The organism is Candidatus Dedyshia acidiphila (assembly GCF_051025295.1).
Classification (GTDB): domain Bacteria; phylum Acidobacteriota; class Terriglobia; order Terriglobales; family Acidobacteriaceae; genus KBS-83.
Genome location: NZ_JBMGJV010000001.1, coordinates 78,741 through 103,048, shown reverse-complemented (window position 1 = coordinate 103,048; position 24,308 = coordinate 78,741). Strand labels below are relative to the sequence as shown.

At 65.4% G+C, this 24,308-nt stretch carries 20 protein-coding genes and 1 pseudogene; 12 read left to right on the top strand and 9 right to left on the bottom strand.

Annotation, left to right across the window (positions count from 1 at the left end):
• Positions 1–25 precede the first annotated feature (25 nt).
• Genes AC5IJH_RS00440 through AC5IJH_RS00430 form a run of 3 tightly spaced genes read left to right on the top strand, consistent with a single transcriptional unit; the run spans position 26 to position 2,634 of the window.
• Entirely contained in the window at positions 26–1,336 is a 1,311-nt protein-coding gene (locus AC5IJH_RS00440; protein WP_491900808.1) for a class I SAM-dependent rRNA methyltransferase, read from the top strand.
• A 16-nt stretch (positions 1,337–1,352) separates the two neighbouring features.
• On the top strand, positions 1,353–2,162 hold the full coding sequence (locus AC5IJH_RS00435; protein ID WP_491900807.1) for a sulfite exporter TauE/SafE family protein: 810 nt from the start codon (positions 1,353–1,355) through the stop codon (positions 2,160–2,162).
• A 34-nt stretch (positions 2,163–2,196) separates the two neighbouring features.
• The gene (locus AC5IJH_RS00430) at positions 2,197–2,634 is read left to right on the top strand and encodes a gamma-butyrobetaine hydroxylase-like domain-containing protein (protein ID WP_491900806.1); all 438 of its coding nucleotides are present in this window, start codon (positions 2,197–2,199) and stop codon (positions 2,632–2,634) included.
• Here AC5IJH_RS00430 and AC5IJH_RS00425 read toward each other — a convergent pair.
• Both AC5IJH_RS00425 and AC5IJH_RS00420 read right to left on the bottom strand, forming a co-directional pair.
• Positions 2,631–3,515, bottom strand: coding sequence for a hypothetical protein (locus tag AC5IJH_RS00425; RefSeq protein ID WP_491900805.1), 885 nt, complete (start codon positions 3,513–3,515; stop codon positions 2,631–2,633). The genes AC5IJH_RS00430 and AC5IJH_RS00425 overlap by 4 nt on opposite strands.
• A gap of 134 nt (positions 3,516–3,649) precedes the next feature.
• A complete protein-coding gene (locus tag AC5IJH_RS00420) occupies positions 3,650–4,276 on the bottom strand; it encodes an LOG family protein (RefSeq protein WP_491900804.1) in 627 nt (208 codons plus the stop codon).
• 119 nt (positions 4,277–4,395) lie between these two features.
• Here AC5IJH_RS00420 and AC5IJH_RS00415 point away from each other — a divergent pair, with 119 nt between their 5' ends.
• The 6 genes and pseudogenes from AC5IJH_RS00415 (at position 4,396) to AC5IJH_RS00390 (ending at position 12,086) form a co-directional block, all read left to right on the top strand.
• Positions 4,396–7,143 carry an ATP-dependent helicase gene (locus AC5IJH_RS00415; RefSeq protein ID WP_491900803.1) on the top strand — a complete coding sequence of 916 codons (2,748 nt, stop codon included), beginning with the start codon at positions 4,396–4,398 and terminating at the stop codon, positions 7,141–7,143.
• Positions 7,144–7,199: 56 nt separating this feature from the next.
• Positions 7,200–7,355: a hypothetical protein gene (locus AC5IJH_RS00410; RefSeq protein WP_491900802.1), complete on the top strand. Its 156-nt coding sequence runs from the start codon at positions 7,200–7,202 to the stop codon at positions 7,353–7,355.
• 176 nt (positions 7,356–7,531) lie between these two features.
• Positions 7,532–9,036 (top strand): annotated as a pseudogene (locus AC5IJH_RS00405) (amino acid permease).
• 41 nt (positions 9,037–9,077) lie between these two features.
• A complete protein-coding gene (gene add, locus AC5IJH_RS00400; protein ID WP_491900801.1) occupies positions 9,078–10,100 on the top strand; it encodes an adenosine deaminase in 1,023 nt (340 codons plus the stop codon).
• A 127-nt stretch (positions 10,101–10,227) separates the two neighbouring features.
• Entirely contained in the window at positions 10,228–10,437 is a 210-nt protein-coding gene (locus tag AC5IJH_RS00395) for a hypothetical protein (RefSeq protein ID WP_491900800.1), read from the top strand.
• 161 nt (positions 10,438–10,598) lie between these two features.
• Positions 10,599–12,086, top strand: coding sequence for a GH39 family glycosyl hydrolase (locus tag AC5IJH_RS00390; RefSeq protein ID WP_491900799.1), 1,488 nt, complete (start codon positions 10,599–10,601; stop codon positions 12,084–12,086).
• Here AC5IJH_RS00390 and AC5IJH_RS00385 read toward each other — a convergent pair.
• From AC5IJH_RS00385 to acnA, 3 genes are read right to left on the bottom strand one after another with little or no spacing between them, the layout of a single operon-like run.
• Complete coding sequence (locus tag AC5IJH_RS00385; protein WP_491900798.1) at positions 12,083–12,496, bottom strand: type II toxin-antitoxin system VapC family toxin; 414 nt, start codon at positions 12,494–12,496, stop codon at positions 12,083–12,085. The genes AC5IJH_RS00390 and AC5IJH_RS00385 overlap by 4 nt on opposite strands.
• Positions 12,493–12,756 (bottom strand): type II toxin-antitoxin system Phd/YefM family antitoxin, encoded by a 264-nt coding sequence (locus tag AC5IJH_RS00380; protein WP_491900797.1) that lies wholly within the window; start codon positions 12,754–12,756, stop codon positions 12,493–12,495. The genes AC5IJH_RS00385 and AC5IJH_RS00380 overlap by 4 nt, the downstream gene beginning before the upstream one ends.
• Before the next feature lie 55 nt (positions 12,757–12,811).
• Positions 12,812–15,604 carry an aconitate hydratase AcnA gene (gene acnA / locus AC5IJH_RS00375; RefSeq protein ID WP_491900796.1) on the bottom strand — a complete coding sequence of 931 codons (2,793 nt, stop codon included), beginning with the start codon at positions 15,602–15,604 and terminating at the stop codon, positions 12,812–12,814.
• Between the two features lie 306 nt (positions 15,605–15,910).
• Here acnA and AC5IJH_RS00370 point away from each other — a divergent pair, with 306 nt between their 5' ends.
• Entirely contained in the window at positions 15,911–16,705 is a 795-nt protein-coding gene (locus tag AC5IJH_RS00370) for an alpha/beta fold hydrolase (RefSeq protein ID WP_491900795.1), read from the top strand.
• Here the strand turns inward: AC5IJH_RS00370 and AC5IJH_RS00365 are convergent.
• The 3 genes from AC5IJH_RS00365 to AC5IJH_RS00355 all read right to left on the bottom strand — a co-directional run bounded on the left by AC5IJH_RS00365 (position 16,702) and on the right by AC5IJH_RS00355 (position 19,730).
• Positions 16,702–18,015, bottom strand: coding sequence for an Nramp family divalent metal transporter (locus AC5IJH_RS00365; RefSeq protein WP_491900794.1), 1,314 nt, complete (start codon positions 18,013–18,015; stop codon positions 16,702–16,704). The two genes, AC5IJH_RS00370 and AC5IJH_RS00365, sit on opposite strands and share 4 nt — an antisense overlap.
• Positions 18,016–18,128: 113 nt before the next feature.
• Positions 18,129–18,647, bottom strand: coding sequence for an HNH endonuclease (locus AC5IJH_RS00360; protein WP_491900912.1), 519 nt, complete (start codon positions 18,645–18,647; stop codon positions 18,129–18,131).
• 177 nt (positions 18,648–18,824) lie between these two features.
• Entirely contained in the window at positions 18,825–19,730 is a 906-nt protein-coding gene (locus tag AC5IJH_RS00355) for a ComFC family protein (RefSeq protein ID WP_491900793.1), read from the bottom strand.
• Positions 19,731–19,991: 261 nt separating this feature from the next.
• On the opposite strand from AC5IJH_RS00355, the gene AC5IJH_RS00350 reads away from it, so the two are divergent.
• Positions 19,992–20,315, top strand: a complete 324-nt coding sequence (locus tag AC5IJH_RS00350) for an ArsR/SmtB family transcription factor (protein ID WP_491900792.1) — start codon at positions 19,992–19,994, stop codon at positions 20,313–20,315.
• A 9-nt stretch (positions 20,316–20,324) separates the two neighbouring features.
• Here AC5IJH_RS00350 and AC5IJH_RS00345 read toward each other — a convergent pair whose 3' ends face one another.
• Positions 20,325–21,269, bottom strand: a complete 945-nt coding sequence (locus tag AC5IJH_RS00345) for an EamA family transporter (RefSeq protein WP_491900791.1) — start codon at positions 21,267–21,269, stop codon at positions 20,325–20,327.
• Between the two features lie 123 nt (positions 21,270–21,392).
• Between AC5IJH_RS00345 and AC5IJH_RS00340 the strand changes: the two genes are divergently transcribed.
• Positions 21,393–23,645, top strand: a complete 2,253-nt coding sequence (locus AC5IJH_RS00340) for an OPT family oligopeptide transporter (RefSeq protein ID WP_491900790.1) — start codon at positions 21,393–21,395, stop codon at positions 23,643–23,645.
• The last annotated feature ends 663 nt before the right edge of the window (positions 23,646–24,308 follow it).

The window sequence follows — 24,308 nt, the reverse complement described above, 5'->3', positions numbered from 1 at the left end:
GTCTCGATGGATCCGGAGTGTGTTCATGACGCGCCACTCCTCCCGCAGCGATGCGCTCGGCCGCAAAGCGCGCCCGGAGCGCTCCGCTCCCAACACCCAACAGCCCGGCCCGGGACTTCCCGCAAACGCCGCCATCGTGAGCCGCCGCGCGTCCGACCGTGTGCGCGCCGGTCACCCGTGGGTTTACGCCTCAGACCTGATCCAGTCACCAGACCCAGGCGGTAAGCACCCGCTTCGCGAGGCCGGCCTGATCGCCGTCGCCGACCAGCGCGGCATTCCGCTGGGCACCGCCCTGTGGAGCCCGGCGTCGCAGATTCCGCTGCGCATGGTCAGCCGCGACCTGCTGACGAGCGAGGCAGATTGGCTGGCGCTGGTTGAGCCGCGGCTGCGTTGCGCGCTTGCGCTGCGAGCGAAGCTGGACACGACCGCATGCCGGCTGGTCTTCAGCGAAGCGGACGAGCTGCCCGGCCTCGTCGTCGATCGCTATGGTTCGCTCGTGCTGCTGCAGATCCTGGTTCGCGGCATGGACCGGCCCGCTGTTCGCGAGTTGGTGACGCGCGTTCTAACGGAGACGATCCAGCCTGAAAGCATCCTCGAGCGCGGCGATGCGCGCATGGCAGCGCTTGAGGGGCTCGACACGCCCGCGCTTGCGACGCTGTACGCGCGGGATGCGGAGCATCCGCTGCTGCAGACCACCTTCACGCTGAACGGGCTGGACTTTCTGTACGACGCCGGGTCCGGCCAGAAGACGGGCGCCTTCCTCGACCAGCGGCTCAATTACCGCGCAGCCGCGGACTACGCCCATGGCGATGCGCTCGACGTGTGCACCTACCAGGGCGGATTTGCGCTGCACCTGGCGACGAAGTGCGCAAAGGTGACGGGCGTGGATGCGTCACATGCCGCGCTCGAAGTGGCGGAGCGAAACCTCGCAGCGAATCGCGAGCGCGTGAGCGCAGAGGTGGATTGGGTGGAGGCGGATGCGTTCGAACTGCTGCGCGACTGGAGCGATGCCGGCTCGCGCTTCGACACTATCGTGCTGGACCCGCCGGCATTTGCGAAGAGCCGTCGCGCGGTTGAAGGCGCACTGCGCGGCTACAAGGAACTGAACCTGCGCGCGTTCAAGATGCTGCGGCCCGGTGGCGTTCTGGTGACCTGCTCGTGCTCGCACCACATCTCGGCTGCGGACTTCGAGGCTACGGTGGCAGCAGCCGCCGCGGATGCCGGGCGCCGCGTGCGACTGCTGGAGCGGCGCGGTGCCGCTCCGGATCACCCAGCCGTTCTCACCATTCCTGAGACTGAGTACCTGAAGTGCCTGATCTGCGCGGTGGATGCATGAGCGCACTCTGCCGGGCATGACCGCAGCTCTCTTTGCGAACAGTAGTTGGCACCAGACAGCGTGGCTCGTCTTTGCGGCGTTCATAGCGGGCGTGTTGAACGCAGTGGCTGGCGGCGGGTCGTTCCTGTCGTTTCCTGCGCTGCTCGGCGCTGGTGTGCTGCCCATTCCGGCAAACGCCACCAACACGGTGGCACTCTGGCCAGGGCAGCTCACGTCGATCGCTGCGTATCGCGAGGACCTGGGCGTGCATCTGCGCTTGTTGTGGCCGGTGGCGCTGTCCGCGCTTGCGGGCGGACTCGCGGGAGCGATCGTGCTGCTGCACACCGGGCAGGGAACGTTTCTCCAGCTTGTGCCGTGGCTGCTCTTGTTGGCGTCCGTGCTATTTGCGGCCAGCCAGCCGATCTCGAAGTGGATCGCGCAGCGCCGGGTGTCGGAGATCGCAAGCGATGCGCAGCCTCGGTTTCTCCCGTTGTGCATCGCGCTTGCTGTGGTGTGCTTTTACATCGGCTACTTCGGCGCGGGCGCCGGGTTCCTGATCATGTCCGTGCTGGCGCTCTTCGGTATTCAGAGCGTGCGCGAGATCAATGCGCTGAAGGTCGTTGCCACTACCATCGCGAACGGCATCGCGGTCGTGGCGTTCATCGTGGATCGGCAGATCGTGTGGCATCTCTGCCTACCGATGCTGCTGACCTGCGCAATCGGGGGCTACCTCGGTGCGCGCTCCTCGCGCAGTCTCGATGCGCGGGTGATGCGCGGCTTTGTGATCGTCATCGGCTTTGGCATGTCGGCGTACTTCTTCTGGCGTCTGCATGCCCACCCGGTGTAGAGCGGTATCCTGAGAAGAGAAACGAGATGTTGCGATGAGTCACGAAGGTTTCAGAGTTGTTGATGCAGAGGAGGCGCGGCGGGCGGAGCGGCTCGACCGCAAGCTGCCCCGCGAAGCGGTGGATCCGGCGAAGGTGCGCATTCACAAGAGCGAAGGCACCGGCATCGAGATTGACTGGAAGGACGGCCACCACAGCGCGTGGACGTTTCGCTGGCTGCGTGATGCGTGTCCCTGTGCGACCTGCCACGAGGCGCGCGAAGCAGCGGGACTGGAGCCGGGCGACCGCAAGCCGGAGCCGAAGCAGCTGCTGCCGATGTTTGAGGCGCCGCCACGTCCGGATAGTGTGGAGCCGGCGGGCCGCTACGCCCTGGTCTTCCACTGGAATGACGGCCACAAGACGGGCATCTATTCCTGGGACTTCCTGCGGCGGCACTGCCAGTGCGACGCCTGCAAGCAGGCGCGCCAGGACTAGGGTTTCTGCAGCCGCTCCAACCGTTTTTTCCTGTAGTGGCGCTCGATGTCCGGCCAGAACTCGATGAGCTCGGCACCGAACGTGCCTTCTGCGGTTACAGTCATGGCAGACACCGCTGTCTTCTCGATGCCGCCGACCTCGGACGGGTAGTAGAGATTCGAGATGGCGCCGCCGATGAAATTGCCCGCAACATTCGCGTAGTTCGGCCCCCACGATCCGCTATCGCGGCGGCACCAGACCGTGGTGCTGGCGGAGTAGAGGAAGCGGCGCACGAAGGAGCCATTGCCCATGCGGTAGTACCGCGGATCTTCCTTGAGCAGCACGGGGAGCACAGCATTGCCCCAGAAGTTGCCGTCAAAGGTGTCCGCGTAGGTCGCGCCAAAGCGCTGCAGGTAGCCCTTCACGCCCTGCGGGAATCCGTAGCGCACCCGCTCGGTGGTGCCATCGGGCCGGGTCACGGTCTTTGACCCCGAGTTGGAATCGTCTGCCTGGCCGACGCCGGCGATGAAGGCATCCAGCCCGAAGATGAACGGGTCTGTGGAGCTGCGCCAGAAGAGCTGAAACTTCTGTCCCGGCCGCAGCGGCGGGATGGTCTCTGTGCGGTTCACAACGTTGAACATCGGCATCACGCCGAGCAGGCGCTGCTTCTCCTCATCGTGCAGGATCTCGTCAGTGGTGCGCTGCTTCTGTGCGGAAGTTTGCGCCGAGGAGGAAGACGTTCCTTGCTTGACGGGCGGATTGGTCGCGGGAGCAGCGGGCGTTGGCGGCGGTGTCTGCTGCTGCGCTACGGGCGCGTCAGGCAACGCAATCTCGGCGACAGACGAAGACGGCTCGGCAAGCTGCGCATGTGCGAGCGGAGTGAGCGCCAGAAGGAGCGTCACGCATGACAGACGGGCAGGAAGACCTGATGGAAATGACAGCAGCATGTGAGTCTCAGGATAGAGGACCGATTCATCTCAGGCACCCTGAGGCTGCCGCGAGCGGAACTCCGCTCTCGCTAAGACGTCTGGATGAGTCAGGAAGTTGCGGAACTTCGCTCCGTCCTTGCGTTTGTCTTGCTCCAGGCACTCTCGACAACGCGGCAGGCGGCCTCGGCATCGGGAGCGACGGCGAGTAGCTCACGATGCGCCGGCCGCAGGAATCCGCAGCGCACCGCGTTGTCGAGCAGCGTGAGGAAGCTGTCCCAGTAGCGGTTCGTGTTGATAAGGACAACAGGCTTGGCGTGCATCCCGAGTAGCGCCCAGGTGACGATCTCGCACAGTTCATCGAGTGTTCCAAGGCCGCCCGGCAGTACCAGGAACGCGTCGGCGCGGCGCTCCATCTCGGCCTTGCGTTCATGCATGGACGCGACTTCGACCAGTTCTGTCAGGCCGCGATGCGCGATCTCGCGGCTGACGAGCGCGTGCGGAATGACGCCGACGACTGCGCCGCCGTTTGCGAGTGCGGCATCGGCCAAGGCTCCCATCAGCCCCACATCCGCGCCGCCGTAGACGAGCTGCCAGCCGCGCTTCGCGACGGTTTGCCCCAGCGCGTGCGCCTCGGCGCGGAACGCGGGCTCCGTGCCGAAGGTGGAGCCGCAGTAAACGCAGACGCTCGGCGAGTGCTGCGGGCGTGCCGGGTGGGAAGGCGGCAAGGTGGACATGTCTTCCTCAGGTTAGCGGAGCGGGCAGTGACTCGCGACTGACTGCGCCACGGGCGATACACTGGAGGGGACGTTCTTTCTGCGAGACTCCGCTCCCTGTGCATCCCCTCCTTCAAAAAATGAACCCGCAGCAGCGGGCTGGTGTTGAAGCGACCGACGGCCCGGTGCTGATCCTGGCCGGTGCTGGCTCGGGCAAGACGCGCGTGATCACGCACCGCATCGCCTACCTCATCGAACAGCGCGGCGTCACGCCCGACTCGATCCTCGCGGTCACGTTCACGAACAAGGCGTCGGCGGAGATGGGCGAGCGTGTCGACAAGCTGCTGGCCGGTTCGACGCTGGCCAAGCCGCAGCTCTCGACCTTTCACTCCTTCTGCGTGCGCGTGCTGCGCCGCGACGTGGAGGCGCTGCGCATTGGCGACAAGGGGCTCACGCGCAGCTTCGCCATCTATGACGAGAGCGATCAGCAGGCCATCGTGAAGCAGGCGATGCGCCGCATGTCGCTCGATGACAAGACACTGACGCCGCGCACTGTTCTGTCGAAGATCAGTTGGGCGAAGAATCACATGATCGATCCGCAGGAGTACTACCTTGCGTCGAGCGATCCGATGAGCGAGCGCATCGCGCAGCTTTACGAGATCTATCGCAAGGAGTTGGCGAAGAACAACGCGCTCGACTTCGACGACCTGCTGCTTGAGACGGTGCGCCTGCTGAAGGCCAGTGGCGAAACGCGCGAGCGCTACAACCGGCGCTTCCGCTACATCATGATCGACGAGTACCAGGACACGAATCGTCCGCAGTACGAGCTGATGAAGCTGCTCGCCGGCGAGCACCACAACATCTGCGTGGTGGGCGATGAGGACCAGAGCATCTATAGCTGGCGCGGCGCGGACATTCGCAACATTCTCGAGTTCGAAAAAGACTTTCCCGAGGCGAAGACGATCCGGCTTGAGCAGAACTATCGCTCGACGCAGGTGATCCTCGAAGCCGCCGGAGCCGTGGTCGCGCGCAATGCGCAGCGCAAGGGCAAGAACCTGTGGACGGAGCGGCAGGGCGGCGCGCAGATCGGCTACTACGAAGCGCCCGACGGCGAGAACGAAGCGCTGTTCATTGCCGACTACATCCAGAAGTATCTGCGCAAGGCGGGCGAGACGGAAGAGATGCCGCGCGTCGCGGTGCTCTATCGCACCAACTCGCAATCGCGACTGGTGGAAGAGGCGCTGCGCCGCTACTCCATCCAGTACACGATGGTGGGCGGCTTCTCGTTCTACGACCGCGCCGAGGTCAAGGACCTGCTCAGCTACCTGAAGCTGGTGCAGAACCCGAACGACTCGATTGCGCTGCAGCGCGTCATCAACACGCCGACGCGCGGTATCGGCCGCTCCACGCTCGACACGCTGGAGCGCCTCGCGCTCGAGACCGGCATCAGCACCTGGGACGCGATCCGGCAGACGGTACGGCAGCGCCTGCTGCCGCAGCGCGCGTTGAATGCGCTCGAAAGTTTCCAGCGCATGATCGACGATGCGCGCGCGCTGCTTGGGCCCGGCTTCGCGGAGAAACTGTCGGCTGACCTCGAGGGCAACGAGGAGCAACTACCCGAGGGCGGCTACACGCAGTCGCCCGATGTGGAAGACCAGGGACCGGAGACGGACGAGGAGACCGAGTTCGCCTTCGGTGCGCAGGGCACGCTCGATCTGGGAAACAGTGATGGAGACGCGTCCTTCGCGCCCGATGCCTTCGACGCCGAGCCAGACGCATCGCAGGCTGAGGACATCGCCTTCAACCCGTTCGAGGCGGCGCCCGCAGCGTCCGCAGGCACGAAGAGCTCCGGATGGGCACTGCGCAAGGAGGCTCCAGAGGAGCCGGCGGAAGACACAGAGCGTCCGCCCTTCCGCAAGCCGGGCGATCGCGCGACCTTGCCAGAGCTGATCCGCTTCATCAATGACCGCAGCGGTTACATACGCGCGCTCGAAGACGAAGGTACGCCCGAGGCGGTCTCCCGGATCGAGAACCTGAAGGAACTTGCCAACGCTGCGCAGGACGCGGAGGAGCGCGGCGAAACGCTGGCTGAGTTCCTCGACCATGCTGCACTGGTCAGCGACACGGATCATTACAAGCCGGACAGCCGCGTCACTTTAATGACGCTGCACGCGGCGAAGGGGCTGGAGTTTCCGCTGGTGCTGCTGTGCGGCATGGAGGAGGGGCTGTTCCCGCATTCGCGCACGCTGACCGATCCGACGCAGCTCGAAGAGGAGCGGCGCCTTTGTTACGTCGGCATGACGCGTGCGATGGACACGCTGATCCTGAGCCGTGCCCGCTACCGTCGGCGCTACGGCAACGATATGCCGGATGCGGCGCTGCCCTCGCGCTTCCTCGAGGAGGTGCCGCAGCATCTGCTCGAAGACCTGAGCGGCGGCCGCAGCGAGCGCGCGTCGAGCTGGGGTGGCTACGCATCGGGTGGAAGCAGCTTCGGCAACCGCCGGAGCAACACGTCGCATGAGGACGGCGAGCGGCACTACAGCTACGAAGATGAGGATCAGAGCGGGCGTCCCGCGGCGGCGGCTGGACAGCGCGCGAGCTACGGAAATGCATCGCGCGGCAGCCAGGGTGGGGGCTCGCTGGACAACATTGCCAGCTTCTTTGCCGGTCGCGGGGGCGCCACCGCGAAGCGACCGAAGGTGCCCGTACCCGAGCCCACCGGCGTCGTCGGCTTCAAGAGCGGGCAGCGCGTGCGCCATCCCAAGTACGGCGATGGCGTGGTCTTCCGGCGCGAGGGCGACGGTGACGACGCGAAGATTACAGTACAATTCACAAAGTTCGGCGTGAAAAAGCTGGTGGAGAAGTTTGCCCAGCTGGAGCGGGTCTAAAAGCAGACGCTGCCCGCACGGAAAGCCGGACCAGACATTGAGAGGTTAGAGAGAGCATGGCGAATACGAAGAAGATCGAAAGCACCGAAGAGCGCAAGAAGGTCAAGCGCACGGCGCGCAAGAAGGCCCCAGCGAAGGCGAAGCGCACCGTGCCGCGGGGCTCCAACAAGAAGAAGACGCGTAAGCTGACGCGTGGCCAGAAGAAGCGCTAACCGGCCGATCGACAATCGAATGAGGCGCATGCCCGACCGGTATGCGCCTCATGCTTTGTGTACGGAACAGGCGCGGGATAGCTTAAGGTAGTTGTCACCCGGCCGGCCCTGGCCGCAACTTTGACCTGAGGTCCTCGACCCTGTCGCAACTCTTCGCCCGCAAGTCCATCGACAAGCTGATCAGCGACTCGGAGTGCGAAGAGCATGCGCTCAAAAAGTCGCTGGGACCAGTTTCGCTGACTGCGCTTGGCATCGGCGCAGTGATCGGCTCGGGCATCTTCACCGTGATCGGCACCGCGATTGCGGGCCAGCACTTCGACACGGCTTCGATCGGCAACACACCGCTGATCGATTACCTGATCCGCCACACCGCCATGCTGGCCGGCCGCGCGGCGCGCTGGCGCTCTCGCTAGTGCTGGTCGCGATCGTCTGCGCCTTCACCGGGCTCTGCTATGCGGAGCTCGCGTCGATGATCCCGATCGCCGGGTCGGCCTACACCTACACCTATGCGACGCTCGGTGAGCTGGTCGCGTGGATCATCGGCTGGGACCTGATCCTCGAGTACGCCTTCTCGAACATGTCGGTCAGCGTCGGCTTCGCCGCGCACATCGTGGATCTGCTGGACTGGTTCGGCATTCATCCGGCGCTGCGCTGGATCTCTCCCGCGTACCTGCCCACCGGCCTGCAGGATCTGGCTGGCAACGATCTGTATAAGCCAGGCTGGCACTTCGGCTTCAACATACCGGCGTTCCTGATCGTCATGCTGCTCACGGTCATCCTGGTGCGCGGCGTGCGCGAATCGGCAGAGACCAACAACATCATGGTGCTGGTGAAGATCACGGCAATCCTGGTGTTCGTCTTCGCCGGGGCCAGCTTCATCCAGCCGCATTACTACCGCCCGTTTTCGCCCAATGGCTGGTCGGGCGTGCTCACGGGCGGGTCGATCATCTTCTTCACGTACATCGGCTTCGATTCGGTCTCGACCGCGGCCGAGGAGTGCAAGCATCCGCAGCGCGATGTGCCGATCGGCATTATCGGCACGCTGATTGTCTGCACCGTGCTCTACATCGGCGTCGCGGTGGTGCTCACCGGACTCGTTCCGTGGAAGAGCATGATGGGCGATGCGGCGCCGGTGGTGAATGCGCTCAAGCGCCTGTCGCTGATGCCGGGCGGACACCGGCTGCACTGGGTGCGGCTGTTCGTAGTGCTAGGCGCACTGATGGGCATGATTTCGTCCATCCTGGTCTTTCAGCTTGGGCAGGCGCGGGTCTGGTTTGCCATGTCGCGCGACCGGCTGTTGCCCAGCGCGTTCAGCCGCATCCATCCGCGCTTCCGTACGCCCGCGCTGGCCACGTGGGTGGCTGGCTTCGTGGTCGGCATTCCGTCCGGACTGCTCGACATCGGCACAGTGTCGAACCTCTCGAACATCGGCACGCTCTTTGCCTTCGTACTCGTCTCGATCGGTGTGCTGATCCTGCGCTATCGCGAGCCGAATCGCCATCGCAGTTTTCGCGCGCCCTTTGGTCCGGTCGTGCCCGTGCTCAGCATCGTGTTCTGCCTGGTGCTGATGATGGGGCTCGAGGTGCTCACCTGGCTGCGCTTCTTCGCGTGGCTCGCCATTGGCCTGCTGGTGTACTTCTTCTACTCACGCCACCGCAGTGAGTTCGCGCCCACGCGTTAGATCGCGACGTGTCGACCCGCTTCAGTCGGTACACTGAGCCGGTGAGTTTGACCACGGTTGCCACCAGCAGCGACTTCCTCCGACGGCTGCCCAAGGCCGAGCTGCATCTGCACCTCGAGGGCACGGTCACGCCGGAGACGCTGGTCGAGCTCAGCGAGCGCCATCCCGCCGGCCGCATGACGCTCGAGCAGGCCCAATCGCTCTATCGCTATGTCGACTTCAGCGGCTTCCTGCTCGCATTCAAGGCGATCACCGAGCGGCTGCAGACCCCTGCCGATTACGAGCTCATCACCTACCGCATGGCGAAGTCGCTGGCCGAACAGGGCGTGGTGCACGCCGAGGTTTATGTGTCCGTCGGCGTTGTCTATTACTGGCGGCGCGTCGAGTTTGAGCCGCTATTCGCCGGCATGGAGCGCGGCCGGCTGCAGGCGGAGCGCGAGTTCGGCATCTCGATCCTCTGGATCTTCGACGCCGTCCGTCACTTCGGTATCGAGGAAGCAGCGGTCGTCTTTCGCAAGGCCGCGGAGATGCGGCGCGAGCATCCATCGATTGTCGGGATCGGTATCGGCGGCGACGAGCGGCGCATGGCGGCAGAGCCCTTCCGTGATCTCTACGCCGAGGCGAAGGCCGCCGGCCTGCGGCTGACTGTCCACGCGGGTGAGACGATCGGGCCGGAGAGCATCTGGGGCGCGCTGAACATTGGGGCAGAGCGCATCGGACACGGACTCTCGGCGAAGGATGACCCCGAACTGATGGAGGTCCTCGCCGAGCGGCAGATTCCGATCGAGATCTGCATCACCTCGAACGTGCGCACTGGCAGCTGCACCACCACGGCGCTGCATCCGGTGCGCCGCTACTTCGACGCCGGACTGATGATCACGCTCAACTCCGACGACCCCTCGCTGTTCGACAGTGATCTGCTGGACGAGTTCCACCTGGCAGAACGGTATTTCCACTTCACGGAAGAACAGGCGCGTGAGCTGGCCGCTAACTCGCTCGAGGCCAGCTTTTTAGCAGCGGACCGCAAGGTAGACCTGCTGCGCCAGGTCGAGGCTTGTTCGTGACCGGAAGGTCGCACGCTGTAACACCCTCGTAATGCAGACGATTGTGAGGAACGCTGCGCTATCATGCTGAAAAGGCGCGAGCAGGCGCGAACGACCCAGGGTCGCCGGCCCACGCAGGGAGAGAGTTATGAGCAACGTGCTGCCATTCCGGAAGAGACCGAACTACCTGCTGCGCGCGATCGGCTGGTCAGGAGTCGCAATCGGGGTGTTGAGCGTGGGGCTTGCCGTGGGCTGGGAGTTGCGTCTGCGTTACAAGTTCAACCACCGCTCCCCATACGACTTCTATTCCCACGCGGGGGATCAGGAGCCTCTCGACTCGTACGCAGTCGGCGTCTAGCGCAGGGAACAGCAGGACCATCAGCAGGGCGGAGGCGACTCCGCCCTTTGCTTTGGGCCAAGCAACCGCCGCGTGAGCATGCCGTCTCTGAACCACTGGACCAGCCGGAATCTGCGGGGGTGGTCCTGAGGAGGCCCACTCTGCGCCGGCATGCTCTCTCCGTGCTGCTGCTTCTTCTGCCGCTTCTTGCGCCGTGCAGACTGCGGGCGCAGGAGGTGCTCACCATCGATGCGCAGGCCGCGGCCACCCCGCTGCCGCATTTCTGGGAGCGCATGTTCGGCTCCGGCCACGCCAACCTGGCTCTGCGCGAGGACTACCGCAACGACCTGGTGGCGGTGAAGAACATCACGGGGATGGAGTACGTGCGCGCGCACGGCATTCTTGACGACGAGAACGGCGTCTACACCGAGGACGAGCACGGCAACCCGCAATACAACTTCACCTACGTGGACGAGATTTACGACGGGCTGCTGGCGCGTGGTGTGCGGCCGTTCGTTGAGTTGAGCTTCATGCCGAAGGCGCTCGCCTCGGATCCGAAGCCGCACATGTTCTGGTACGCGCCGAACGTCTCACCACCGCGCGGCTATCAGCGCTGGGATGCTCTGATCCGCGCGCTCGGCGAGCACCTGGTTGAGCGCTATGGCATCGAGGAAGTGGCGCAGTGGTACTTCGAAGTCTGGAACGAGCCCAACATCGACTTCTGGGCGGGCACGCCGAAGCAGGCGACCTACTTCGAGTTCTACAGCCACACCGCGCGCGCGCTGAAGGCGGCGAACCCGCGCCTCCGCATCGGCGGACCTGCGACCTCTGCTATGGAGTGGGTGCCCGAGTTTCTGCGCACGATGCACGACACGGGCGTGCCCGTCGATTTCGTATCCACGCATGGTTACGAAGACGAGAACTACGAGCACAGCCTGTCAGCGGCAGAGCTGCCGCCCATGGACGATCGCCTGTGCACCATGGTGGCGCGCGTGCACCGGCAGATCGCTGCCTCGCCCATGCCCGCGCTGCCGCTCTTCATCACCGAGTGGAACGTGATCGGCATCGACGCCGCGCGCGACACGACGTACGTCGGCCCGGCGGTCGCGAACGTCATCCGTGAGTGCGATGGCTCGGCGGCGATGATGTCCTACTGGACCTTCGACGATGTCTTTGAAGAAGACGGGCCGAAGCGAGAGCCGTTCGACGGCGGCTTCGGGCTGATCGCGCCGCACAGCATCCGCAAGCCGAGCTACGCCGCGTTCGCCATGCTCCACCGGCTCGGGACGGAGCGGCTTGCGAGTGACAGCCGGAACGCGCTGATCACGCGCCGTCCAGATGGATCGCTCGTGATCGCCCTGTGGAACCTGGTGGACCCGCCAGGAGCAAAGCAGGCCGGCCGCCCCGGACGCGCTCGCAGTATGGAGTTGCGCTTGCAGCACGTTGCGCCCGACGCTGCTGTCAGCATCACGCGTCTCGACGAATCGCACGGCAACACGCTCGCCGCGTACCGCGCGATGGGCAGCCCGCGCTATCCGACACAACAGCAGGTGCGCACGTTGAACGCAGCAGCCGGTCCGGCCGCACCGGAGCCGGCTCATCTCTCGGGAGGCCGGCTCACGGTCGATCTCCCCGTGAACGCGCTGGTGCTGCTCGAGGTGCCGCGCTAGTGGGAGTTCGCGAAGGGATTGATGGTCGCGATCTTGAACACCGCGAAATCCTTCAGGTTTCGCGTGGCTATTGTCAACCCATGGACGCGTGCTGTGGACGCGATGAATGCGTCCTGGACCAGGTCATAGCTGCGCCCCACCATGAGGCGCGCTGTCTCGCGACAGACCGCACCATCGAGCGGCAGTACTGGCATGCTCCCGGCCAGCGACTCGATCCAGCCTTCCAGGCTGGCGGCGAGCTCGACATTCTGAAGCCGCGTGCGTTCTACACCTACCTGCAGTTCGAACAGCGTCATGGCAGAGAGGCAGACATCCGCCGTACCCCTCGCATGCAACCACGCCAACACTGCCCGATGCGGGCGCCGCTTGCGTGTCTCGGAGATCACGTTTGTGTCGAGCAGGTACTTCACCTGCCCGGCTCATCTGTGAAACGCACCGGGGGCCGGAGCTTCCATCTGCCGCGCTTGGGCAGGGGCAACTCCGCTCGAGGCTCGTCTGCCAGCAGAACGTGTTTCCAGTCGGGACGAGCCCCTTTCAGCCGCTCCCATTCTTCGATCGGGACGAGCACGGCAGTCGCAACCCCGCGCCGGGAGACTACCTGCGGTCCCTCGGTAAGGGCGCGCGAGAGGAATTCACTGAACCGGGCCTTCGCTTCCTGAACCTGCCACATCGGAGAGTCCTCCTGACTAGTCAGTGTACTAGTCAGGAGGCTCTTTCCACCTCACTCAGTTTGCTGCGAGCTGGCGGAGAACGTACTGCAGGATGCCGCCGTTCTGGTAGTAGAGGATCTCCTGCGGGGTGTCGATGCGCACCTTCACCCTGAAGCTGCGGCTGTTCCTCCCGGCATCCGTGGCCTCGACCGTGAGCTCGCGTCCGTAGGCGAAGCGCGACTCCAGCAGCGCACGAAGGCCGGGGAAGCTGTAGGTCTCTTCTCCGGTCAGCCCAAGCGACTCGACCGTGTCCTCGTTCTCGAACTGCAGCGGCAGGATGCCCATGCCCACCAGATTGGAGCGGTGGATGCGCTCGTAGCTCTCCGCGATCACGGCGCGCAAGCCCAGCAGACGCGGCCCCTTTGCCGCCCAGTCACGCGACGACCCGGAGCCATACTCCTTGCCGGCGAGGATGATCAGCGGCGTGCCGCGCTCGGCGTACTTCACCGACGCGTCGAAGATGCTCATCGGCTCGCCCTCGGGCAGCAGCCGTGTGACGCCGCCCTCGGTGCCCGGCGCAAGCCGATTGCGCAGACGAATGTTCGCGAACGTGCCGCGCACCATCACCTCGTGATTGCCGCGACGCGAGCCGTAGGAGTTGAAGTCTGCCGGCTTCACGCCGTGCTCGGTCAGGTACTTGCCAGCGGGCCCATTTAGCTTGATCGAGCCAGCGGGCGAGATGTGATCCGTGGTCACCGAATCGCCCAGCACCGCCAGCACGCGTGCGTCGTGAATATCCGCAACCGCCGTCGGCGTCTTCGGCATGCCATCGAAGTACGGCGCCTTGCGGATGTAGGTCGAATCCGGCTCCCACTGGTAGACATCGCCGGTTGGGAACTTCAGGTTCTGCCAGTTCTTGTCACCGTCGCTGACGGTGGCGTACTCCTTGCGATAGCTGTCAGAGCTGATCGCGCTCGCAATCGTCTCGGACACCTCCTGCTGCGTCGGCCAGATATCGCGCAGATATACCGGGTCGCCGCCCTTCGTCTGACCCAGCGGCTGCGTATCAAAGTCGTGGTCGATGCGCCCGGCCAGCGCATACGCCACCACCAGTGGCGGCGACATCAGGTAGTTGGCGCGCACGTCAGAGTTAATGCGTCCTTCAAAGTTACGATTGCCGCTCAGCACGGAGACGGCGACAAGCCCGTGGTCTTCGATCGACTTCGATACATCCGTCGGCAGCGGGCCCGAGTTGCCAATGCACGTCGTGCAGCCGTAGCCCACGACCTGGAAGCGCAGCTTGTCGAGGAAGGGCAGCAGGCCGGACTTCTGATAGTAGTCGGTGACCACGCGCGATCCCGGCGCAAGCGACGTCTTCACCCACGGCGGGACAGAGAGGCCCTTCTCGACTGCCTTTTTGGCGAGCAGGCCGGCCGCCACCATGACCGAGGGGTTCGATGTGTTGGTGCAGCTCGTGATCGCGGCAATCACGATCGAGCCGTGGTCCAGGTACTGGTCCGGATCGCAGCCGAAGCGCTCCTTCACACTCGTCGCAATGGCAGTGGCGTGTCCGTCAATCTCGATCAGGTCCTGCGCGGATGCGGTGGGGTTGCCGCCCTCCCCCTCCCAGCGGACTACCTGCCGCACCGTCGCGGTGTTGCTGTTCGGTCCGAGCAGCGTTGGCAGCAGCTTGCGGAAGTTCTCCGGCGTCTGCTTCAGCAGCACGCGATCCTGCGGCCGCTTCGGCCCCGCGACGGACGGCTCCACCGTGCTCAGGTCTAGCGAGATGGTGGTCGTGTACTCGGCTTCCGGCGCACCCGGCGTGTAGAAGAGCCCCTGCTCCTTGTAGTACGCCTCGACCAGCGCAACCTGCTCTTCGTTGCGGCCGGTCAGCCGCAGGTAGCGCAGCGTCTCTGCGTCTACGGGGAAGATGCCGCAGGTGGCGCCGTATTCAGGCGCCATGTTGCCGATGGTCGCGCGATCCGCCAGCGGCAGCTCGGCGATGCCTTCGCCGTAGAACTCGACAAACTTGCCGACGACACCAAGCTTGCGCAGCATCTCGGTCACGGTCAGGACGAGGTCGGTCGCGGTGGCGCCTTCGCGCAGCTTGCCCGTGAGCCGGAAGCCGACGACCTGCGGCACCAGCATGGAGACGGGCTGGCCCAGCATGGCGGCCTCTGCCTCAATGCCGCCGACGCCCCAGCCCAGCACGCCCAGGCCGTTGATCATCGTGGTGTGCGAGTCGGTGCCGACCAGCGTGTCCGGGTAGGCGCGCAGCGTGCCGTTCACCTCCGTGGTGAAGACGCCGCGGGCCAGGTACTCGAGGTTGACCTGGTGGCAGATGCCCATGCCCGGCGGCACAGCAGAGAAGTTGCGGAAGGCAGACTGCCCCCACTTCAGGAAAGCGTAACGCTCGCGGTTTCGTTCAAACTCAAGCGCGGCGTTGATGTCGTAGGCGCGCGCGGTGCCGAACTCGTCGACCTGCACCGAGTGGTCGATGACCAGCTCTGCCGGCTGCAGCGGATTGATCTTCTCCGGGTTGCCGCCAAGCTGCTTCATGGCGTCGCGCATGGCGGCGAGGTCGACGATGGCGGGCACGCCGGTGAAGTCCTGCATCAGCACGCGCGCGGGCATGAAGGCGATCTCGCGATCCGCCGCGGCCTTGGGGTGCCAGTTTGCGAGGAATTCGATATCCGACGCAGTCACCGTGCGGCCGTCCTCCTGGCGCAGCAGGTTCTCGAGCAGGATGCGGAGCGAGTAGGGCAGCGTCTCAAGCTTGACGCCCTTCTGCTCGAGCGCGCGCAGGCGGTAGATCTCGTAACTCTTGCCGTTGCTGGTCAGTGTGGCTTTGCTGCCGAAGCTGTTCATGGCGGATCGAATCTCCTGGTCGGGAAAGCGGGAATCGGGGAAAGCAGTGCAGAGGGCCTGGCGGACACGCGCGGGCGCTTCGCAGCAGCGAGAGGCCGGTCCAGCGGCAGGCAGAGATTAGAAGTGGCGGCTGCGCCCGCGGTCATGCCGGCCGCGCCGGAAGCGCTCAAGCAGGGGCCGCTGCGCAAATGAAGCGCCGGCCTGGTGCGCAGGCGAAGATAGGGATCGGAGTGCCATCGCGCTCCTTAGTTTAGAGCAGCGCATCCACCGCGGAAAAGCGGCCGGCGCTCACCGTATGCTTCCGCTATGCCGACTTACCCGCATGACGGGCTGACGCTCTGGTACCAGGAGTCCGGCTCCGGGACGCCGGTGGTGTTCCTCGCTGGCACTATGGGCGACCACACGCAGTGGGACGTCGTGGTGCCGCAGTTGCGTGGCGTGCGCGCCATCACCCTGGCCAATCGCGACATCGGCCGGTCCAGCGTTGCCTCCCGGAGCTATTCCATTCGCGACATGGCCGGCGACGTCCTTGCCCTGCTCGACCATCTCCGGCTGGACCGGGCCGACATCGTCGGGCATTCGCTGGGCGGCAAGATCGCGCAGGAGGTGGCGCTTGCCGCGCCGGAGCGCGTGGGCAAACTGGTCCTGGTGTCCACCTCGGCAGAGCATGACATCGCCTCGCGTTCGCTGCTGGAGCACTGGATCCGCCTGCGCCAGCAGATCGCGGACGACCTCGTCTTCGTCGAGGCCATCTGCCTGTCTGCGATGGGGCCGGACGTGCTCGCGCGCATCGCGCTGCGGGACGCCGCAGAGCTCTGGATGATGAAGACAGAACTGCAGCAGCCCGCAGCGTTCCTTCGCAACGTGGAGGCCTCGCTGGCCAGCGATACAGCCGCGCGGCTCGCCGAGATCGGCGCACCCACGCTGGTCGTGTACGGCGATCGCGATCGCATCTTCTCGCCCGAGCATGGCGAGCGGCTGGTGAGCGGCATCCGTAGTGCGCGCGGATACCTGATGCAGGGCTGCGGCCACGCGCCCTTTGCAGAGCGCCCAGCCGACTTCGCGCGGGTGCTGCAGGGCTTTGTCGACGAACCCCGTTAGTGCCCGGTGAAGACCTGCCACACCAGCACGCCATTCAGCGACAGGATGACAGCCGTGCTCAGCCAGCCGAGCGTCTGCACGGTCCAGCCATTCGCCATGCCCTGCATCACGGACGCGCGACGTGTCAGCAACAGCAGCGGGATCAGCGCGAAGGGCAGCGTGAAGCTGAGTGCGGCCTGGGAAAGCAGCAGGATGCGCAGCGGGTCGAGCCCAATGCCGATGACGACCAGCGCGGGTAGCAGCGTGAGCAGCCGGCGCAGGAAGATCGAGAAGCGCACCTGCAGGAAGCCCTCGAGGATCATCTGGCCCGCCATGGTGCCGACCGTGGACGACGAGAGCCCGGAGCAGAGCAGCGCGACGGCAAACAGCGTTGCCGACGCGCGGCCGACGAGCGGTCCCAGCGTGGCGTGCGCGGCTTCAATCGACATGGTGGGCACTGCCTTGGTCGAGAAGGCTGCCGCGGCGACGACGATCATGGCCGAGTTCACCAGCCATGCGCCGTTCATTGCGACGATCACGTCAACCAGCTCCATGCGCACCAGGCGCAGTCGAGCGCTGAGGGGCAGCGGAGCGTCCGGGGCGCCCAGCGCCGCCTGCTCCGCGCGCACCCGCGGCTGCACCAGCGCCGAGTGCAGGTAGATGACGTGTGGCATGACGGTCGCGCCCAGCATGGCGACGGCCAGGTAGAGGCTCTGCGCGTTCAGCTCCGGCATCAGGGTGTGGTACGCGATGGCCTTCCAGTGCAGCGGCAGGAAGAAGAGCTCTGCCGCATAGCAGCCGCCAATCACGGCGACGAACACCATGATGACCAGCTCCAGCTTGCGAAAGCCGAGCTGCTGCAGCGCCAGAATCAGGAAGACACAGACCGCCGTCGCAATGGCGGCCAGTAGCAGCACGTGCGTGCGCGTCAGTCCCGCAGCCAGCAGGTGCGGACCGAGCAGGAGGTAGAAGCCGAGCGCTGCGCCAAGGAATTCTGCAAGGTCGGTCGCCAGGGCGGAGATCTCTGCCGCAATCCAGAGCGCCACGGTCGTTGGCCGGGAGAAGTGCAGGCGGCAGTTGTCCGGCAGCGTGTGGCCGGTCGCGATGCCGAGCTTCGCCGACAGGTACTGGATCAGGATGGCCATCGCGTTCGACCACAGCAGCACCCACAGGAGCTGGTAGCCGAAGCGTGTGCCGCCTTCGAGGTTGGTGGCGAAGTTGCCGGGATCGATGTAGGCAATGCTCGCGACAAAGGCGGGCCCGAGGTAGTACAGGAAGTTGCGCTCTCGGGTGCCGGACGACTCGGCCGCCCGGGCTGTCGCGGTGGCCATACAACGAGTATACGGCTAATTTAGGTAAGCCTGAATCTGGGGGAAACCCGGGGAAAGGCAAGTTGGCGAGGCAGCGAGTCCGCGACAGGAGCGGCTCCGCCGACTAGCTGTCCCTACTCCTCGTAATACAGGTAGCGCCGCCACTTCGGGTCGGAGTGGCCGATCATCCGCATGATGTGCCGGCTGGTGTGCAGCGAGAAGGGCCGCGGCTCGCGCAGCAGCTTCATCTCTGTCAATTCGCTGAGCAGGTGGTTGCCCTTGCGCCGGTTGCAGCTATGGCAGCAGGCGACCAGGTTCTCCCAGGTCGAGGCGCCGCCACGGGAGCGCGGATGCACGTGATCGAGCGTCAGCTCACCGGAGTTCAGCACCACCCCGCAGTACTGGCAGGTGTTGCGATCCCGCAGCAGGATGTTCTTGCGCGACAGGGCGCGCGTCTGGTGCGGGATGCGCCGATACTCGAGCAGCCGGATCACGGATGGCATGGGCACGCGGGTGCGCGCGGCGTGCAGGATCGCGCCCTGCTCCTCTTCCGTGCGGGCCACGCCCTTGAGCACCAGCACCAGGGCGCGTCGCGCCCCGCAGATGTTGATCGGCTCATAGGAGGCATTCAGCACCAGCACCGGGCGCTGCATGCTGATGGGTTGCGCCACCCGGATCTCGACCGGGGGCATGTGCGTCAGCTTGGTCTTGCGTGAGTGCGCGGTTGCCTTCACTGGCGACATGGCTAGCCTCTGTCCTCTCGTCGTGCTGGTTCGGTCCCCGACCCCGTACTGCGTACGCCCTGGTCCCTATCGCGAGCCCGGGCGCCTCTACCGTTCGACCGCTGCGCTGACGGTCGCCGTTGCTCCTCCGTCCCACAGGGCAACGCCTTCGCGCTGCGCCCGGGCCACGGTTGCGACCCACACGCGCGTTGCGCCTGCCCGCAACAGCACCCGCGTACAGGCTGCGGCGGTGGCTCCTGTGGTGTAGATGTCGTCCACCAGCAGCACCTCACGTCCGCGCACCAGGGCCGCATCGCGCACGCGAAAGGCGTGGCGCAGGTTGCGTGCGCGGCCGGCCGGGCTCAGCCGGGACTGGCTCTCGGTCGAGCGCTGGCGTCGCAGCACGGAGCGGGCGATTGTCCAGCGCCGCCGCTCCCTGGCCCGCTCTTGCCCGACACGGCTGCGCTCCGCCTTTCGGAGCTGCAGCGTCAGGGCATGCGCGATGCGCTCGGCCTGGTTGAAGCCGCGCTGGCGCTGCTTGCCGCGATAGAGCGGCACCGGCACAACCAATATGTCGGTGCCGCCGGCGATCGGCAGCTCGGTGACAGGCTGCGCCAGCAGCGAGCCCAGCCGTGCCGCAATCGGGGCCAGGCCCTCGTACTTCATCAGATGGATCAGGCGGCGCAGCGTGTCGTCGTAAGCGCCGTAGGCGACAGCCTTGGTAAAGGCGGGCTGTTGCACGCGGCAGTCTTCGCACTGCTGTTCGGTATCTGCCAGCCAGGCGAGTGAACTCTGCGGCACGCCCAGCGCCTCGCCGCAGCACAGGCACAGCGCCGCGTCCTGGGGCGTGACACGCGACCAGCAATCGTCACAGATGGGCAGGGAAGAGAAGCGCAGGAGAGACTGCGTACAGACAGAGCAGGAGGCGGGGTAGAGCGCAGTGCTGAGTGCGTCGAGGAGCGGACGCAGAGGACTTCGCAGGAAACGAGCAGCCGCGCGCCATGACAAGGCCACTGCCGCTGGAACGTCCGATGTCAGAACCGGCTGACTGCGGAAGACCCACCTCTCTCAACCGCTGGCCACCCTGGGTGGCACCGTGCCGATCCCGCTTCTCCGGCCAGCGATGCACAGAGTATAGAGCAGGCGTCGCACCCGCGCCACAACGTGTTGCTTGTCACCGTCCTGTGACACAACAAACCGCCGGTGATCCGGGACGAGAGCCATCCGCGTCTGCGTGGGCGCGGGGCCCCCGACCCGCTCCGCTAAACTAAGGCCATGCCCCGAGCCAAGCCAACCAGCACTCCCGAACTGCACGAGGTTCTGGCCGCTCTGGGCGATCCGGTACGCCTGGCCATCGTGCGGCAACTGGCGACGCGGGGCGAAGTGCCCTGTGGCGGGTTCGAGTTCGATCTTGCCAAGTCCACCCTGTCGCACCACTTCAAGGTGCTGCGCGATGCGGGGCTGGTCGGCGCCCGCTCCGAAGGCACATCGCTGATGAACTACCTCGACCGGGAGGCGATCGACCGGCGCTTTCCCGGGCTGCTCGAAGGTGTGCTCGGCGCTGCGCCTGCCACCGTCCGTCGCCGCCGCGCGTCCTGAACCGCCGCGTCAGCGAACAGCGGCGCGCTCGCCGGCCACCGGCTTCGATGTGCGCTGCCTCGCGGTCAGGGTCGCAATCACCCCCGCAATGATGAGCGCCGCCCCGGTCAACTGCAGACCGGAGACGTGCTCGCCTCCCAGCGTGACCCCGATCAGCAACGCGACCAGTGGATTGACGTACGCGTAGCTCGCGACGCGTGTCGCCGGCTCGTGGTGGATCAGCCACGTGTACGCCGTGAACGCCAGGATGGACGCGAAGCAAACCAGGTAGACGAACGAAACCGTCGTGTGCCAACGCCACGCGGCGAAGGCGGCCGGCACCCGCGCGTACTCGCCTGTCACAGCGCTCAACGCGAACTGCCCCATGCCGCCCAGTGCCATCTGCAATCCGGAGCGTTGCAGTTGATCCTCCGGCAGCGTCAGCGAGCGGCTCCACAGCGTGCCGAACGCAAACAGCAGCGCCCCTGCCGTCAGGGCCGCCGCCCCGGCGAGCATGCTGGGGCTGAAGCCGATCGAGCGTGAGACCAGCGCCACCCCGGCGAGTCCCATGGCAGCGCCTGCAATCACCGAGGCATTCAGCGGCAGCGTGCGCAGCACCAGCGACTCACCGAGCAGGATCCAGATCGGAATCATCGCCATCAGGATGGCCGCGGTTCCCGAGGCGATGCGCGTCTCCGCCCAGAACAGCCCGGCGTAGCTGCTGGTGAACAGAACCATCCCGAGCGCAAGGGAGTGCAGCAGTTCGAGCTTGGAAGGTCGCGCGGTGCCGCGAAGCCGCGACACGATGTAGAGCAGCACGCCCGCCAGCGTGAAACGCAGCGCGGCCGCAAAGAATGGGGGCGTGGTCGCGACCAGATCACGAATGCCCAGAAACGAGCCGCCCCAGAAGACGTAAATCGCGAAGTACGCGAACAGGCGCAACGCGCGCGATTGCCCTGGGGTGGCGGTGGACATAGCCGCAGAATAGCCGAGAGTTCGTTGCCGCATGCCGCGCCCAGCGCGCGCGACCGCTGGTACACTCGCCATTTCTGATCGCCCCCGCTGCAAGCCAAGCCCGTACTGCTGGAGCCGACACCCGTGCCCGAGACGACCGAAAAAGCTCTCACTACCTTCCGTCCCTTTGTAGCTGCGTCCGATACGCGGCCGGAGTTGACCGCCCGCGCGCTGCTGCTGGGCTCGCTGTTTGGCATCCTGTTCGGCGCCGTGACGGTCTACGTCGGGCTGCGCGCAGGGCTTACAGTTGCGGCGTCGATCCCGATCTCGGTGCTCTCGATCAGCGTGCTGCGTGCGCTTGGCCGCGCATCGATCCTGGAAAACAACATCGTCCAGACCACGGGCAATGCCGGCCAGTCGATCGCCTCCGGCGTCATCTTCACGCTGCCCGCGCTCGTCTTCCTCGGCTTCGATCTTGAGTACGCCCGCATCTTCTTCCTCGCGCTGCTCGGCGGCTGGCTGGGCGTGCTGTTCATGATCCCGCTGCGGCGGCAGTTGATCGTCGAAGAGCACGGCACGCTCACGTACCCCGAGGGCACGGCCTGCGCCGATGTGCTTCTCGCTGGCGAGCGGGGCGGCTCCTTCGCCAGCCGCGTATTCTTTGGCCTCGGTCTGGGCAGCCTGTACACGCTCTTTCAGAACGACAATCTCTTCGCCGCATGGCCGGGCACGCCGGACTATCAGCCGAAGTGGCTGAAGGGCTCCGCGATCCGTGCCGACGTGACGCCGGAATACCTGGGCGTCGGTTACATTATCGGGCCGCGCGTGGCTGGCGTCATCTTCGCGGGCGGCGTCTTCTCCTGGCTCGTCGTCATGCCGCTCATCCACTTCTTCGGCTCGCATGTGCCCACGCCGATCTACCCCGGCACCAAGCCCGTGGGCCTGATGTCACCCTCCGAACTCTGGTCGAGCTACGTGCGGCCGATGGGCGCGGGTGCCGTGGCCGCCTCCGGACTGATCACGCTGCTCAAGACCATGCCGACCATCTTCGGCGCGCTGCGCTCCGGCGCAAAAGAGTTCGGCAAGGGAGCCGCGGCGAGCAGCGCGGAGCGCACGGACCGTGATCTGCCGATGAGCGTCGTGCTCGGCGGTTCGCTGGTGCTGGTGATTCTCACCGTGATCTTTCTCACCTTCAAACCAGTGCCGGGCGCACAGACCTCCGTGCTGGCAAACATCGCTGCGGCGCTGCTTGTGGTGATCTTCGGCTTCCTGTTCGTCACGGTCGCGTCACGCATTGTCGGGCTCATCGGCAGCTCCGCGTCGCCCGTCTCCGGCATGACCATTGCCACCCTGATGGCGACAGCAGCGATCTTTCTTGTGAGCGGATGGACGGCGCCGGCCTTTGGTGCACTCGCGATCACCATCGGCGGTGTGGTCTGTATCGCTGCCTCGAATGCGGGCGACACGTCGCAGGATCTGAAGACCGGCTTCCTGATCGGCGCAACGCCCTGGAAGCAGCAGGTCGCGCTGATGATCGGTGTCGTCGTCTCGACCGTCATCATCGGCTTCACGCTGAACGTGATGAATCGTGGCCTCGAAGAGTTCCGCGACGCGCCGAGAACCTGGGACATCAGCGCTCCGCATGAGGGCGTTCACGTCCAGCAGGAGCACTTCCAGCATGCGCGCATTCACGTCCTGCACGCAGGCGCGCAAGGTACAGCGGCGGCGACGAAAGATGAGCGCGATGCCGGCCAGTACACACTGCTCAACGCGCTTGGTTCGCCCGAGCTCGCCGACGGCAAGTACCTCTACAGCCCCGCCACGCACCAGATCGAGATCCAATGGGTGCAGGGCATCGGCAGCGAGAAGGCGGCGGCTCCGCAGGCCCGCCTGATGGCGACCGTGATCAGCGGCATCCTCAGCCGCAAACTGCCATGGGGGCTGGTGCTGCTGGGTGTCTTCGTCGTGATCGCGGTCGAGCTGCTGGGCATCCGCTCGCTCTCATTCGCGGTCGGCGCCTACCTGTCGATCGCGACCACCCTCGCCATCTTCTGCGGCGGCGTGGTGCGCTGGCTGGTCGACCAGGCAGCGGCGAAGTCCGGCGCAGCCGCCGACTCGGACAGCGAGATCAGCCCCGGCTCGCTCTACGCGTCGGGACTCATCGCGGCTGGCGGCATCGTGGGCCTGCTCGGCGTGGCGCTGCGCGCGTACGAGAACCTGTTCGACAAGGGCGACCTGCTGCAATTCCCGCAGACCAACTTCCTGCACCATGACGGCGTGTCGGTCTTGATGTTCGGGCTGCTGGCCTTCTCGCTCTACTACTTCGCACGCAAGCCGCTCGCTAATGTGCCGAGCGCGCCGGCAGATGCCGCGGACATCGCCGACATCAAGGAATAGCGACTTGCACGCATGCGCCTCGACGGCCGCGCTGGATTCGTGTAGGCCAGTGCAACCGAAAGCACCTGTCAAAAATTTGAGCGGCACCGCACACTGCAACGTGCAAGCGGACGACTTATCCGAGAGCGATTCACACGCTTTCAACAAAGCAGCGCAGCGGGAACCACAGAAGAGACGGGGGAAACGCACTTTGCTGCGAAACGCAACAGCAAATATGTGCTTAAGCTTCGCCACTTCTTCTCCGTTGCGTGCACCTCGGTGAGCCCGTAGTCTCGGCTTCGTTGTCGCGGTGATTCGTACCGTTCCGCACAACAAAAGATTCGCTAAATCCGACAATTTGAGTTAGAGCGAGGCGCGATATCGGGTGTGTGCGTTCGCTTGTCCTGACTGGATGTCGTCTGGCATCTCCGGCAGTTGCATTGCCGGTCGACCGGACCCAGTCCCCACAAGCAAGCGCTGGCAAGCACACTTCGGGCGTATCCCGCTCTCCGCAAACCGGGCCCCAGTGTGCCCGGACAAAGCGGCACCGCGCACAGAGCGTGTTCTGGATGCGGACGGAGTGACCTGCAACTGCTTCGCCCTTGGAAGCAGTCAACGCGGATCGCCTCACCGTTCTCTCCTCATCCTCGCGCTTCTTGAAGACAGGCTGTGATGCTGCAGTCT